The following is a 13365-nucleotide window of genomic DNA, read 5'->3' as shown; positions in this document are numbered from 1 at the left end:
TTTAGTTAGTACATGGTTGGGTTGAAACGTCTAGCACTTCAATATCGAAGTCGAGGACGGAGTTAGCGGGAATTGCTCCGGCCGGATTAGGACCATAGGCATAAACAGAGGGAATAAGTAGCCTGATCTTCCCACCTTTTTGAATCAGCGGAATTCCATACTGCCAGCCTGGAATAACTCGCCCGAGCGTAAGACAAACCGGATCGGTAGGCTGTTCGATTTCAGTGCCATTAAGCAAACGAAGTTTGTATTTCACCTGCACACCTGAACTTTGCGTGTACTGGAAGTTACCTGCTCCAGGCGAAGTGATCACATAATACATTCCGCTTGCATGTCTTTGAGCATTCGTAATATTCTTTTCTGCAATAAAGGCTTTGATCAGCTGCTCGTCTGCCTCCAATTGCTTTTGCGCATTATAGGGATCATTTTTTTTACAGCCTGCTAAACTGATTGCCGCAATAAGTAATAATACTAACTTTCTCATCTCTCAAAAACAGGTCACAAATTTATCTTTTTAAATTCAGAAAACTACAGATTAACGTTTTTTAACACCGATGCAGTATCAGCAGCTGAAAAATCGGCTAAACTGAGATGACTTGCGCAACTAATTACAAAATGAAGCCGTCCTATTTCTCAAACAATTTATAATTTCGGCCCGGCTGTGCAGAGAACAATTTCGGGACAGTCGTGTATTAACACTAACTATAACATTTATGAAAAAATTATCACTTTCACTTTTTGTCGCGGTGCTGCTTTTGATGGCGTCGTCTGCTGCTAAGGCTCAATACAGACATGGACTCGGTGTTCGCGTAGGAGATTCTTACGGAATTACCTTCAAAACTTTCCTGGAGTCTGACAAGGCACTCGACTTTATTTTAAATGTTAAAAACAGAGATGACTACTCGATCTTCCGCCTGACCGGCCTTTACGAAGTACATAACCCTATTGCCGGAGCTCCTGGCCTTAGATGGTACTACGGTGGTGGTGCTACAGTAGGAAGCTACGAGTATAAACGTACTGATGAAAGTGAACTACTGCTTAGTATTGATGGAGTATTAGGTTTAGACTACAAATTTGCAGGAGCACCGATCAACGCCTCGCTGGATTGGAAGCCGGCACTTGTACTAAATCCCTACACCGATCTGGATGAAGGCGGCTTCGGCTTGTCGATCAGGTTTACCTTCTAAAAATAAAAAGGTCTGAGAGTAGCTCAGACCTTTTATTTTTTAAACTCCTTCTACTTCTTATTCGAGTCTACCACGGGGCGCTTATCCCGATTCAAAACCTCCCAGGCTGTATAAAACACTAAATGAGCGCGTTTTACCAATAGCGGAAAGTTAATCTTCGAAACTTCGTCACCAGGCTGGTGATAATCTTCATGCACTCCGTTGAAGTAAAAAACAATCGGTATCCTGTTTTTTGCAAAGTTATAGTGATCTGATCGGTAGTAAATGCGCTCCGGATCTTCCGGATCGTTATACTTATAATCGAGATCCAGTTTAGTAAACGATGTATTGGCGGCTTCACTGATTTTATGAAGCTCAGAACTTAACTTATCAGAGCCAATAAGATAGACGTAGTCCGATTTGTTTTTATGCGCGGGATCTACCCTCCCGATCATGTCAATATTTAAATTGGTAACCGTATTGGTCAGAGGAAAAACCGGATTCGAGGCGTAGTGTTCAGATCCTAACAACCCCTCCTCCTCGCCGACAACGGCAAGGAATAATACGCTTCTTCTTGGTCCTTTACCTGCTTTCTTTGCAGCCGCGAAAGCTTCTGCCAACTCTATAACAGCCGTAGTTCCGGAACCATCGTCATCCGCACCGTTAAACACTTTATCCGGCCCTTCCGGGTTTAAACCAACATGGTCATAATGGGCGGAAATTACCACCAGCTCGTCCTTCAAATCAGATCCCTCCAGGTAACCCAAGACGTTTACCGCCTTCACGGGCTCCTGTTCCATTTCATAGCGGGTCTTGAAGTCTGCTTTAACTACCCTTGAAGCGGGAGAGCCCGTATTATCAATCTGCTCCTTCAGACTTTGCAGCGTTTTGCCCGATTTCGCTAGAAAAAGGTTAGCTGTCAAGCTATTGATCTCTACCACTTCCGCCCTGTTTGTACTAAGCATTCTCTTACCCAGGATCAACATAGGTTCCCCCCTGTGGGCCCTTGCGGTACTAAAGCCAGCACCTTCTGGAACAACTGCCAGAATCAGAGCGGGATTTTTAGCCTGGATTGCCTGCACCTTTCTGGCGTAGGCGCGGCTCCATTCGGAAAGAGTAGTTGTTTTAGTGAGTGCAGAAACGCCGTTCTTCGTCGGCTCCCCTGAACGAATAAACATTACTACTTTATTCGTCAGATCCAGCCCTTTCAGCTCGTCAAAACGTTCTTCACTGATTCCGTATCCCACAAATACGATTTCCTTTGCCTCAATTGTTTTATCTGCAAAAGTTGTGGGGAGATAGAAGTCTTCGTAGTTCTTCAGAGATTTGTTATTCACTTCAAACTTTTCGACCTCAAATTGCGCTTTTACAATGGGAACTGACTGAAAATAAGAACCGTTTACCGGTGCTGCTAAGCCTATCCGCTTAAATTGATCTGCAAGGTAGTTTGCTGCTTTTTCAGCCCCTCTCGTTCCCGTCCGTCTCCCTTCAAACTCATCTGAAGCCAAAATGGTGAGATGCTTTCTGGCATCCACTGTATCAATATAAGTGGAGTACTGGCGCGGATCCTGAGTAAAGCCTTGTAAGGCAACACCGGCAAACGCCAGACTTAACAGTACTTTTTTCATCATGTTAGCACGATATTTTATTTACGCGGGTAGCGTGTCTTCCTCCCTCAAACTCTGTATCGATGAATTTTTGGGTGATCGCTTTTGCTTCATCTTGTGATATAAAGCGAGCCGGAACACATAGTACATTAGCATTATTGTGTTGTCTCGCCAGCGCGGCTAATTCTTCAGTCCAACAGATGGCGGCACGAATACCCTGGTGTTTATTCGCTGTAATAGCTACTCCGTTAGCACTGCCGCAAACCAATATTCCCAGTGTGAATTCACCCTGTTCTACTGCATTTGAGACTGGGTGAGCAAAATCAGGATAATCCGCTGATTCTGCGCTATAAGCTCCGAAATCTTTCAGTTCAAAATCCTTCAGGAAATCTTTCAGCATTTCCTTGTATTCAAAGCCTGCGTGATCTGAACCAATAGCGATAGAGACGGTTTTGTTATCCATGTTGTTTTTGTTATGTTGTGGTGTAAATTATTTGGAATAAAATTCCAGTTCTTCTTTTTTCCTGCGAGCTTCCACCCTACCCGAAACAATAATACTAATCTCATAAAGCAGGAACAGCGGAAAGCTAACCGTAAGCATTGTTAATATATCCGGTGTTGGGGTTACAATTGCTGCAATAATTAAGATAAGCACAGTAGCATACCTTCTGGATGAACGCATAAAAGCCGGAGTCATTATGCCAAGCTTTGACAAAATGTAGATGATGATCGGCAGTTCGAAGGTGATGCCTGCTCCCAGGGTTAATGTGGCCACTGAAGAGAGGTAAGAATCAATAGTAATGTTATTTTCAATGATGTCACTCACATTGTAATTGGCCAGGAAGTTCACTGACAAAGGCGCAATAATATAGTAGCCAAACAGGATACCAAGCACAAACAACAGCGTGGCGTAAAAAACAAAACCGCTCGCCACCTTGCTCTCTGTATCCGTTAAACCAGGCTTCACAAATCGCCAGATTTCATACAAGAGGTAGGGAAAGCCCGCTATCACCCCAATAAGCAAGGATGAATTTAATTGCAGGGTAAACTGACCGGCCATTTCTGTATTGATGATTTTAAAAGGAATATTTGTAATACAGAATTCTGCGCCTAGGTTGAAGCGATCTGTAAGTGCGCACATCATTCTGTACGTCCAAAAGTCAGGACTTTTAGGACCAAGGATTACGGAGCCGAAAATGAAATCGTAGTAAGCAAAGGCCAGAATGGTAAATAACACAATTGCCGCAGCTGACCGTATTAAGTGCCAACGTAATACTTCGAGATGATCAAAAAACGACATCTCTGCTTCAAGTGACTTTCCTCTTTCTCTTATTGATTCTACTAAATCTTGTTTTCTTTGATCGCTCATTGTATAAAACAAAAATACCATTCTATTACTAGAATGGTATCTACGAATACGCTTTAATTTTAGATTGCCGTCTCGCTGAGATCGAAGCTTTCCATAAACTTCGTGGTGAAGTTACCCGCCCTGAAATTCGGGTCTTTCATCAGTTTTATGTGGAACGGAATGGTTGTCTTAATACCTTCAATGACAAACTCACTAAGTGCCCGTTCCATCGTAGAGAGTGCTTCCTCTCGTGTCTGGCCGGTACAGATCAGTTTTGCAATCATTGAATCGTAATTGGGTGGGATTTGGTAGCCTGCATAAACGTGCGTGTCTACCCGCACACCGTGCCCCCCCGGAGAATGGAAATTAGTGATTCTTCCCGGCGATGGTCTAAAGCCGTTGAACGGATCCTCAGCATTTATACGACACTCGATCGCGTGCTTGGCCGGAAAATAATTTTTTCCTGAGATTGGAACACCCGCTGCTACCTTAATTTGCTCTTTTATCAGGTCGTAGTTGATCACCTCTTCCGTTACCGGATGTTCTACCTGGATACGAGTGTTCATCTCCATGAAGTAGAAGTTACGGTGTTTGTCGACAAGAAACTCAATAGTTCCGGCGCCTTCATAATTTACCGCCTTCGCTCCTTTGATTGCAGCTTCACCCATTTTTTCTCTCAGGCTCTCGGTCATGAATGGAGAAGGTGATTCTTCTACCAACTTCTGGTGACGTCGCTGAATAGAGCAATCGCGTTCAGACAGGTGACAAACGGTCCCGTACTGATCGCCGATCACCTGGATCTCAATATGGCGGGGATCCTCAACAAACTTCTCAAGATAAATTCCTTCGTTTCCGAATGCTGCCCCTGCTTCCTGACGAGCAGAATCCCAGGCTGGTTCAAACTCCTCATCTTTCCAAACGATGCGCATTCCTCTACCCCCACCACCGGCGGTAGCTTTCAGAATTACAGGATAACCAATCTCGTTAGCAATTTTTATCCCCTCTTTCACGTCGCTCAGTAATCCCTCAGAGCCCGGGATAGTTGGAACTCCGGCAATTTTCATGGTTTCCTTTGCGGACGACTTATCTCCCATGTCATTGATCTGCTCAGGAGTAGCACCAATGAATTTAATCCCGTAATCACGACAAATAGCAGAGAATTTAGCGTTCTCTGAAAGAAACCCATATCCAGGATGAATTGCATCAGCGTTAGTAAGCTCTGCTGCTGAAATGATATTTGGAATATTTAGGTAAGAATCTTTGCTGGGCGGAGGTCCGATACAAACAGCTTCGTCAGCAAACCTAACATGCAAACTTTCGCGATCAGCGGTAGAATAAATTGCTACCGTTTTTATTCCCATTTCCTTGCAGGTACGAATAATCCGTAGAGCAATTTCCCCGCGGTTTGCAATTAATATTTTCTTAAACATACTTCTTAATGTGCAGATAAAAGAATGTGCAAATCTGCAGCGGCTTTTCAGCATCTACACATTTGCACATAGATTAAGTTAAATTATGCTGGCTCAACCAGGAATAATGGTTGATCGTATTCTACAGGGCTGGAGTTCTCTACAAGAACTTTAACAATACGGCCTGAAACTTCTGACTCGATTTCGTTGAAGAGTTTCATAGCTTCGATGATACATACCACCTGTCCTGCTTTTACTTCGTCTCCTACGTTTACAAAAGACGGTTTATCAGGACTGGATGAACGATAGAACGTTCCGATCATCGGCGATTTAATGGTAATGTAGTTTGATGAATCAGCGGCAACAGCAGGTGTTGCAGCTGCAGGTGCCGGAGCAGCTTGAGCTGGTGCGACCGGAGCAGCCTGAGGAGCAACAGCTACAGGAGCTGGTGCGGGAGCCGGAATCGTTGCATTTACAACTGTAGGGGCCTGGTTTGTTTTAATGGTGATCTTAAAATCTTTTTCTTCTATTGAAACTTCATTTACACCTGATTTCGAAACAAACCGGATTAGTTCCTGAACCTGTTTTATATCCATTGTTTTGGTTGATTATTCAAATTTGAGGTCAAAATTATGAATGAAAGTTCAAAAGACGTAATCTCCGTCGCTTTTACTTTCATTTTTCCTCTTAAACCTCTCGTCTTATGGTTATTGAATTTATCTCTTTTATGCTAATACGCCCACTTCAGGTAAAGAGCTCCCCAGGTAAAACCTCCACCGAAGGCAGCAAGAATAACGTTGTCGCCTTTCTTAAGTTTACTCTCCCATTCCCACAAACAGAGGGGGATGGTCCCGTTAGTTGTATTTCCGTAGCGATGAATATTAATCATCACTTTATCGGCAGAAACGCCGGTACGGTTAGCTGTAGCGTCAATAATCCGCTTGTTAGCCTGATGAGGTACCAACCATGCGATATCTTCTGAAGATAAGCTATTACGCTCCATTACTTCAGCTGCTACATCAGCCATATTCGTCACTGCGAACTTAAACACTGTCTGACCTTCCTGATAAGCATAGTGCTCTTTGGCATCAATGGTAGCGTAAGAAGCCGGTTTTAATGACCCCCCTGCTTTCAAATTTAGATACTGACCGCCAGAGCCGTCGCTTTTGCAGATGGAGTCAATGACGCCATACCCTTCATAATTGGGCTCCAGCAACGCCGCACCGCACCCGTCACCGAAGATGATGCAGGTAGTGCGGTCCTCATAGTTTACAATGGACGACATCTTATCTCCGCCAACCACAAGAACTTTTTGATGTTTTCCCGATTCTATGAACTGAGCACCTGTAGTTAATCCGAAGACAAACCCAGAGCAGGCCGCTTGCAGGTCGAAGCCCCAGGCCTTCTTTGCACCAATTTTGTGTGCAAGGAGGTTTGCTGTTGCCGGAAAAACCATGTCAGGAGTGGAGGTACAGAAAATGATAAGGTCTATTTCTTCTGCGCTGATTCCCCGTTTTTCGAGGAGGCCTTGAACGGCAGGAACTGCCATGTCAGAGGTAGCGAGGCCTTCGCCTTTGAGTATTCTTCTTTCTTTGATACCTGTCCGGGTAGTGATCCACTCGTCATTGGTATCTACCATTGTTTCTAATTCATGGTTCGTCAACACGTATTCAGGGACGTAACCATTAACCGCTGTAATTGCAGCGTGAATTTTTTGCATAATTCGATTTGAACTATTTAAATGCAGATGCTATTTTATCAACAAGCTTCGTCAAGATCATGCTCCTCGATAGAAGAACCATATTCTTGATTGCTTCTGGAGTAGATATTCCATGACCAATAATCACAGGAGCATTGACACCCAGAATCGGGCTTCCCCCGTATTGCTCATAGTTGAACCTCGCAAAGAACTCATCTTTAAATCCTTTTTTCAAAGTCAGAACATAAAACGATTCGGCTAGTTTGAGCATCACGTTACCCGTAAAGCCATCGCACACGATTACATCCGCCTTATCATCAAATAGATCTCGTCCTTCGATATTACCTACGAAGTTAAACATGTTCGTATCCTTCATTAATGGATGGGTGGCGAGCATCAACAGATTCCCTTTTTCTTCCTCCTCACCAATATTGATAAGCCCTACTTTAGGATTCTGAATTCCTAAAATATTTTCGGCGAACAAGCGGCCCAAGATTCCAAACTGAAGAAGGGTATCTGGTTTACAGTCTGCATTTGCACCTACATCCAGCATAATTCCATAGCCACTTTTTAGCTTTGGCACAATAGAAGAAATTGCAGGGCGAATAACGCCTGGAACAGTCTTAACGCTAAACATAGCACCAACAAGCATGGCACCGGTATTTCCCGCTGAAGAAAAAGAGTCTAGTGCCCCTTCTTTCAACATCTTGAAACCGATACTAATACTTGAATTAGGCTTCTGAGTAATAGCTTTTGTAGGATGTTCGCCCATACCAATAGCTTCTTTGGTATGCACGAATTCGAAATGATCTGGATTAAAATTCTGCTCTTCAAAAAAAGGAAGAGAAACTTCCTTGTCCCCAATGAGAACCAGTTTTTGGTTTGGGTCAAGAGATTTATAGGCTTCTATCGCTCCCAGCACTGTTGCCCTGGGAGCGTAGTCTCCGCCCATTATGTCTAAGCCAATTTTCATTTCAGAAAATTACCTTAAGCGATAGAGGTATTCTCGATAAGTAATTTACCGTTATAATACAGGTTACCATCAACATTATATGCACGGTGTGGTAAGTGAACCGCACCTGTTGTTTTGCAGGTAAACAAGCCTGGCGCCTCAGCCTTGTAATGAGTTCTTCTCTTATCTCTTCTCGACTTCGACAATTTACGTTTTGGATGTGCCATTTTCCTGTTTTTTAATTATTTGTTTTTTATCTTTTTTAATGCATCCCAGCGTGGATCTGCATCGGTATTCTCATTATTTTCAGCTGCTTCTCCTTCAGTTTGGTTCACCGAAAGTTTTTCAAGCTTGTCCAACATCTCCTTGTCGCACCATTGTGTATCACCCGGATTCTCACAACGATTTATATAAGGGACTGCCAGATTTATATACTCATAAATTAATGAAGATACATCAATCTCGTGTTCATTCCTACCCAGAACGATAATCTCATCCGTATCATCTTCCAGATTCTCATCATCATTAAATTTTACAATTTGCCGTTCCTTTTTGTCCACCCCTACCGGAAAATCTGCCAGGCAAACATCGCAGCCCAGAAGGATCTCCCCTTTTATCACAAACTGCAGAATCAACATTGTTTCCTGCTTCTCTAACTCCAGATCGACCTTCAGCGTCCCATTTTTAACCAATGAATACTCAAACTCATTGAAAAAACGCTGATCGATATCAAAGTCGAATTGATGCTTCCCTTCTTTCAGCCCGGTAAACGGTATGCGATATTCCTGTAACGATTTCAAAGCACGACAATTGAGCCTGCAAAATTAGACAAAATATACAAGAGAAAAAATGTTTTTTGGATTATTTTAAGAGGAACGGCAGTATTTAAAATTCGTTTCTTATGAATTGCCTGTCTTTTCAGTCGATCTAGCTAGTGTCAAAAGACTTCCCTATTCCTGTGAAGTGTATAGCTGTATTGAAACTTGGGAAGAGAATTGGCACCTTCTTTCCACTTGGCCTTTCTAAAAAGAAAACAGCGCACTTTCATAGATTCACCTCTTTTGACTGTATCAGGTCAGGCACCGGAAATAAAACTTTCAATTAAAAAAAGCTCAAAGCGTTTCAGCAGACAGCTCTTCAGTAAAAACAGCAATAAACAGTAGAGTGTAAAAACGGGGGCGACTTTAGTTCGGCCCCCGTTATGGTCAGGTTATAAGATATAGAAGATCTTCGAATTCCCGAATGAGCCGCCGGCCTGAGCCTTGGGCGGGCAATGCTCTTTCAGCATTTGAAGAATGTCTCGCTCAATGGTTTGTGAAATGGTGGTAGTTGGCGTATCTGTGGGTTTATTCTCGAAAGGATCTTGTAGATGAATAGCCATTTTTTCGATCAGAAAAAACGAGCTGGCAATGGCGATCACGAGCGGAATTTCAGCAATCCCAAAGAACTCAATTAAACCAAAGGGCAGCAACAAGATAAAGAGAACCAGGGAAAAGTGTATGTAGACACCGTAGGTAGCAGGAAACACCGTATTCTTTATGCGTTCGCAGCCCCCCATCTCATTGGAAAAACGAGTGAGCGTTTTATCCAGTTCCACTTGCTGAAACTCGTTGATCCAACCGAGCTTATAGGCGTTTCTTAGATCCTGCCCCTGCAGCTCAAGAAGCGCCACGGGAACATTGCTATAGTTTCGAATGTGCTCCAGATCCTCACTTGTCAGCCATTTATCCAGATCGGCCATTGCATCTTGTTTTCGTAGATGTTTGCTCAGACTATAACACCAGGCGATCTGCCGCTTGGCCATCTTCTCGCAAAAAGCTTTTTCTTCCGCATGCCCGTAAGGAGAATCCACGAAAGTTAATAACTGACGCGTAAGGCTTCGGGAATCGTTTACGATTGCTCCCCAGATTGTTCGGGCCTCCCACCAGCGATCATATGCCTGGTTCGATTTAAACGCCAGCAGCAGGGATATTACGGTACCTAAAATAGTGGGTACAGCTATCGGTATAGAAATCCTGGTAAAATGAAAATTTTCATAAAGGATAACAATAAGCACGGCATAAACACTGACAAGAAGCATCTCCTTTCTGATTTTGCCGAAAATATATTGAATAGGAATATTCTCTTTAAGTAACATAAGTAGTGGTTTTAAATGTTAGGAAACAGCAGAAAGAACATTTGACTCTTCAAGGAATTTATTGCTTGCCTCTGGCCGCCGTACCTCGGCGGCAGGTAAACTTAGAACAGGAAGCCCGGCTTTTTTAGTAAGCAGAGTTGGGTCAATGCTTGCCCGGTTTAGCGGGCTTATGCAACAATCCTTAGGATCGAGGATAAAATCAACTTCATGCGCCTCGAGGTAGTTCTTGAACATGCTGACCGTGCTCCCGTAGAAAAAATCCAATTTGACGTTTTTTATTTGCGGATATTTCTGTCTGATCAACCGAATGGATTGATGAAACTCATCGCTTATATTCTCAAACTCGCGGTTACGCCTACTCAGCATCATGAGTTCACTTTCTGAGCTGGACAGCTTAAACAGATGCATGAAGATTAGATTAATGCCTTTTCCCGCCAGGCGGTCACAAAGGGCAGGAATACATTGTAAGGCTGCGGGTTTGAAGTCGGTTGGAATTAAGATAGTTTGCATAAGATTAACGTGTTTGGTTTAACAAATAATTTCTTATACAATAGTAGCCGCGAGATCTTAGAAGGACTTAAGACAGTTATTAGAAGTTTATTAGACCTTTTACCACAAATAACCGCTGTTTCTAATTACTTTCTAATAATTCCCATTAAGCTGCCGTACGAATGAACAAGCTAGAACATCTTGGTTCTGAAAATATTAGAAGGCTTTTAATATTTTCAGAAAATCTCGTAAAAGGGTGACTTTTCAGGTTGATTCTTCTGCAAAAAATCAGGAAGCTGGCATAACAGGCAACAATACTCGTATTTCTGTTCCTTTACTTTCCTCTGAACGAATTCCTATGGTCCCCTTATGCAGGCGAATAATATTTAGGGTGAGAGGCAGACCGATACCGTAGCCTTCGTAGTTCGAGGTATTAGAGGCTCGAAAAAATGGCTCGAAAACATGCTGCTGCTCCTGGCTGGGAATCCCAATACCCCGATCGGTAGTGGAGATACAGACCATTCCATTTTCTGAGCTGACCCTTACCGTTACTAACTGATTATTGGAATACTTGCAGGCGTTCATGACAATATTGCTGATGGCGAGGCGCAATAGATTAATATTCCCTTCGATAGAAACCTGCGATTCATCTTCAGGAAGCGCGCTAAAGTCGACGTCGAGTGTACTCTCCGGTTCAATTTTTTTAACCGAATCTGTCACATTCATTACCAGCTCATCAATGCGTATTTTCTGCCACTTCTGTTTCTTACCGTCGAAGCCAGTCTGCGCGAGCCCTAGCAGGCTGGTTAGGATTTGCCCCAATTTATCAGATTCTTTCAAAATTGCTTCGGCTGATTTTCTTGCTGAGTCAGAGAGTCCCTTCTCAGCAAGCAGCAATTCAGTTTCACCTGTGATAATAGATAGAGGAGTGCGAAGTTCGTGAGAAGCGTTGCTTACAAAATTATTTTGGGTTTCGAAGGCTGTTTCAAGACGGGTTAACATGTTATTGAACGTAAAAACCAGTTCGGAAACCTCGTCCTCTCCCCCTACTTCATCGAGCCGAAGGTGCAGATTATTAGCAGTAATATTCTGTACACTTTTGATAATGTTCCTCACCGGCTTAATAGCATAATAATAGAACACCCTTCCACCAAGGTAGGTGATAGCGACAGAAACCAGGAAGCCGATAACGAGTACTTTTTGCAATTGCTCTAACTCTTTGAATCCGTGCGGATCTGAAGCGGTTACAACTACAATGTAATTACCTCGCTTGGTGGTATAATACCGTCCTGCAAAAAATCGATTATCCTTATTATATCTGGCGCTACCGTTTCTGAGGATATTCTGAAAAAAGCTATCGGGAACATCAAGACCTGCTTTTGGAATGTGCCCGGATGGTAACACTTTTATTATATAGTCCTGCTCATCAGCCAGTCTTTCAAGGTATTTATTGCGAACTTCCTGATAAGCTTCCCGATTCTCATCTCGTAGCAAGTTTATTTGCGCCGCGAAGTTCACCCGTGCCTGCAAACGTTTATTGAAGTCCTCAAATGTAAACTGGGAAACGAAATAAAAGATGGCCGCATTCAGAACGATTAGGCCGAAGCTTGATACAACGAAAAAAAGCAGGGTAATCTTGGTCTGTATCCTCATGTACCCTCTTTAAAAATGTACCCCATGCCAAACACTGTGTGTATCAGTTTTACGGGATACCCGTTATCCAGCTTCTTTCGCAGGTAGTTTACATAAACATCTACGACGTTCGTACCCATATTAAAATCAATATCCCACACGTTCTCGAGAATTTGAATACGGGAGAGGACCCTATTCTGGTTAACTGCAAAGTACTCAAGCAAGCGGTATTCGGTTGCCGTCAAATTAACCGGATTTCCGCTACGACGGGCAATTTTAGCGTCGCAGTCGACTTCCAGGTCGGCGATGACAACAATGTTTTTCTGGGTTGTGTTACCCTTAGTCCTCCTGATGAGCGAGCGAATACGAGCTTCCAATTCCGCGAATTTGAAGGGTTTTACGATATAATCATCAGCGCCGGCCTCCAAACCGGTAACGATATTTTCTGTACTTCCCAGAGCCGTCAACATCAGAACCGGCTGCCCCTCGTCCTTTTTACGAATTTCCTTACATAGCTGAATCCCATTTACCGAAGGAAGCATAATATCCAGAATAATCAGATGGAAGTTAAAATTCTGTGCCATCTCCAGTCCGGTTCCACCATCACTCGCCACGCTTACTTCAGCCCCCAGCTGTGAAAGACCACGCACAATTACAGAAGCGAGGGCTGGTTCGTCTTCAATTAATAGTATTTTAACTCCATCCATTTCGGTGAAAAATAAAACCCAAACAGCATAAGACAGGAAAATTTGAACACTGTTGACTTTTTTATGACCTTTTCTAACCTTTTCCCAAAAGAAATAGCACAGAAAAGACATCAAAACACCTAAATGAAACAAATTGTTTAATTTCAATAAAAATAAAACAACCTAAATCCTATTCTCTCATAGTTTTTGAATCCATCATCGTTATTAAGCAAAGTTAAA

The 13365-nt window shown here is 43.0% G+C and carries 15 protein-coding genes; 1 reads left to right on the top strand and 14 read right to left on the bottom strand.

All coding sequences use genetic code 11. From position 1 onward, the window contains the following. Position 1: 1 nt before the first annotated feature. Entirely contained in the window at positions 2-484 is a 483-nt protein-coding gene (locus J4N23_RS19295) for an FKBP-type peptidyl-prolyl cis-trans isomerase (RefSeq protein ID WP_207429480.1), read from the bottom strand. A gap of 229 nt (positions 485-713) precedes the next feature. On the opposite strand from J4N23_RS19295, the gene J4N23_RS19290 reads away from it, so the two are divergent. After that, positions 714-1187 (top strand): hypothetical protein, encoded by a 474-nt coding sequence (locus J4N23_RS19290; RefSeq protein ID WP_207429479.1) that lies wholly within the window; start codon positions 714-716, stop codon positions 1185-1187. A gap of 50 nt (positions 1188-1237) precedes the next feature. On the opposite strand, the gene J4N23_RS19285 is transcribed toward J4N23_RS19290, so the two are convergent. The 13 genes from J4N23_RS19285 to J4N23_RS19225 form a co-directional block, all read right to left on the bottom strand. Continuing rightward, positions 1238-2797 carry a M28 family peptidase gene (locus J4N23_RS19285; protein WP_207429478.1) on the bottom strand — a complete coding sequence of 520 codons (1560 nt, stop codon included), beginning with the start codon at positions 2795-2797 and terminating at the stop codon, positions 1238-1240. Between the two features lies 1 nt (position 2798). Then, on the bottom strand, positions 2799-3236 hold the full coding sequence (gene rpiB / locus J4N23_RS19280; RefSeq protein WP_207429477.1) for a ribose 5-phosphate isomerase B: 438 nt from the start codon (positions 3234-3236) through the stop codon (positions 2799-2801). A 27-nt stretch (positions 3237-3263) separates the two neighbouring features. Then, positions 3264-4142, bottom strand: a complete 879-nt coding sequence (gene tatC, locus J4N23_RS19275; RefSeq protein WP_207429476.1) for a twin-arginine translocase subunit TatC — start codon at positions 4140-4142, stop codon at positions 3264-3266. A gap of 59 nt (positions 4143-4201) precedes the next feature. After that, positions 4202-5551 carry an acetyl-CoA carboxylase biotin carboxylase subunit gene (accC, locus tag J4N23_RS19270; protein ID WP_207429475.1) on the bottom strand — a complete coding sequence of 450 codons (1350 nt, stop codon included), beginning with the start codon at positions 5549-5551 and terminating at the stop codon, positions 4202-4204. A gap of 83 nt (positions 5552-5634) precedes the next feature. Further along, positions 5635-6126 (bottom strand): acetyl-CoA carboxylase biotin carboxyl carrier protein, encoded by a 492-nt coding sequence (gene accB / locus J4N23_RS19265; protein ID WP_207429474.1) that lies wholly within the window; start codon positions 6124-6126, stop codon positions 5635-5637. Between the two features lie 134 nt (positions 6127-6260). Beyond that, positions 6261-7250 carry a beta-ketoacyl-ACP synthase III gene (locus tag J4N23_RS19260; RefSeq protein ID WP_207429473.1) on the bottom strand — a complete coding sequence of 330 codons (990 nt, stop codon included), beginning with the start codon at positions 7248-7250 and terminating at the stop codon, positions 6261-6263. Between the two features lie 13 nt (positions 7251-7263). Next, entirely contained in the window at positions 7264-8202 is a 939-nt protein-coding gene (gene plsX, locus J4N23_RS19255) for a phosphate acyltransferase PlsX (protein ID WP_207429472.1), read from the bottom strand. Between the two features lie 14 nt (positions 8203-8216). Continuing rightward, on the bottom strand, positions 8217-8408 hold the full coding sequence (gene rpmF / locus J4N23_RS19250; RefSeq protein WP_207429471.1) for a 50S ribosomal protein L32: 192 nt from the start codon (positions 8406-8408) through the stop codon (positions 8217-8219). Positions 8409-8423: 15 nt separating this feature from the next. Further along, positions 8424-8981: a DUF177 domain-containing protein gene (locus tag J4N23_RS19245; protein ID WP_207429470.1), complete on the bottom strand. Its 558-nt coding sequence runs from the start codon at positions 8979-8981 to the stop codon at positions 8424-8426. Between the two features lie 410 nt (positions 8982-9391). Next, positions 9392-10318 carry a bestrophin family protein gene (locus tag J4N23_RS19240; protein WP_207429469.1) on the bottom strand — a complete coding sequence of 309 codons (927 nt, stop codon included), beginning with the start codon at positions 10316-10318 and terminating at the stop codon, positions 9392-9394. Between the two features lie 18 nt (positions 10319-10336). Then, the gene (locus tag J4N23_RS19235; RefSeq protein WP_207429468.1) at positions 10337-10828 is read right to left on the bottom strand and encodes a hypothetical protein; all 492 of its coding nucleotides are present in this window, start codon (positions 10826-10828) and stop codon (positions 10337-10339) included. 267 nt (positions 10829-11095) lie between these two features. After that, positions 11096-12460: a HAMP domain-containing sensor histidine kinase gene (locus tag J4N23_RS19230; protein WP_207429467.1), complete on the bottom strand. Its 1365-nt coding sequence runs from the start codon at positions 12458-12460 to the stop codon at positions 11096-11098. Next, positions 12457-13146 carry a response regulator transcription factor gene (locus J4N23_RS19225; RefSeq protein ID WP_207429466.1) on the bottom strand — a complete coding sequence of 230 codons (690 nt, stop codon included), beginning with the start codon at positions 13144-13146 and terminating at the stop codon, positions 12457-12459. Before J4N23_RS19225 ends, J4N23_RS19230 begins: the two co-directional genes overlap by 4 nt. Positions 13147-13365: the final 219 nt, after the last annotated feature.

Source organism: Pedobacter sp. SYSU D00535, assembly GCF_017355855.1.
Lineage (GTDB): Bacteria > Bacteroidota > Bacteroidia > Sphingobacteriales > Sphingobacteriaceae > Desertivirga.
The sequence above is the reverse complement of the archived record's forward strand: the minus strand, read 5'-3'. Positions and strand labels throughout refer to the sequence as shown.

Excerpts from the sequence above, each read along its gene's own strand:
- J4N23_RS19260 (WP_207429473.1), bottom strand. The coding sequence starts at position 7,250 with ATGCAAAAAATTCACGCTGCAATTACAGCGGTTAATGGTTACGTCCCT.
- rpiB (WP_207429477.1), bottom strand. The coding sequence starts at position 3,236 with ATGGATAACAAAACCGTCTCTATCGCTATTGGTTCAGATCACGCAGGC.
- plsX (WP_207429472.1), bottom strand. The coding sequence starts at position 8,202 with ATGAAAATTGGCTTAGACATAATGGGCGGAGACTACGCTCCCAGGGCA.
- J4N23_RS19230 (WP_207429467.1), bottom strand. The coding sequence starts at position 12,460 with ATGAGGATACAGACCAAGATTACCCTGCTTTTTTTCGTTGTATCAAGC.
- tatC (WP_207429476.1), bottom strand. The coding sequence starts at position 4,142 with ATGAGCGATCAAAGAAAACAAGATTTAGTAGAATCAATAAGAGAAAGA.
- J4N23_RS19285 (WP_207429478.1), bottom strand. The coding sequence starts at position 2,797 with ATGATGAAAAAAGTACTGTTAAGTCTGGCGTTTGCCGGTGTTGCCTTA.
- J4N23_RS19235 (WP_207429468.1), bottom strand. The coding sequence starts at position 10,828 with ATGCAAACTATCTTAATTCCAACCGACTTCAAACCCGCAGCCTTACAA.
- accC (WP_207429475.1), bottom strand. The coding sequence starts at position 5,551 with ATGTTTAAGAAAATATTAATTGCAAACCGCGGGGAAATTGCTCTACGG.
- J4N23_RS19295 (WP_207429480.1), bottom strand. The coding sequence starts at position 484 with ATGAGAAAGTTAGTATTATTACTTATTGCGGCAATCAGTTTAGCAGGC.
- J4N23_RS19225 (WP_207429466.1), bottom strand. The coding sequence starts at position 13,146 with ATGGATGGAGTTAAAATACTATTAATTGAAGACGAACCAGCCCTCGCT.
- accB (WP_207429474.1), bottom strand. The coding sequence starts at position 6,126 with ATGGATATAAAACAGGTTCAGGAACTAATCCGGTTTGTTTCGAAATCA.
- J4N23_RS19240 (WP_207429469.1), bottom strand. The coding sequence starts at position 10,318 with ATGTTACTTAAAGAGAATATTCCTATTCAATATATTTTCGGCAAAATC.
- J4N23_RS19290 (WP_207429479.1), top strand. The coding sequence starts at position 714 with ATGAAAAAATTATCACTTTCACTTTTTGTCGCGGTGCTGCTTTTGATG.
- rpmF (WP_207429471.1), bottom strand. The coding sequence starts at position 8,408 with ATGGCACATCCAAAACGTAAATTGTCGAAGTCGAGAAGAGATAAGAGA.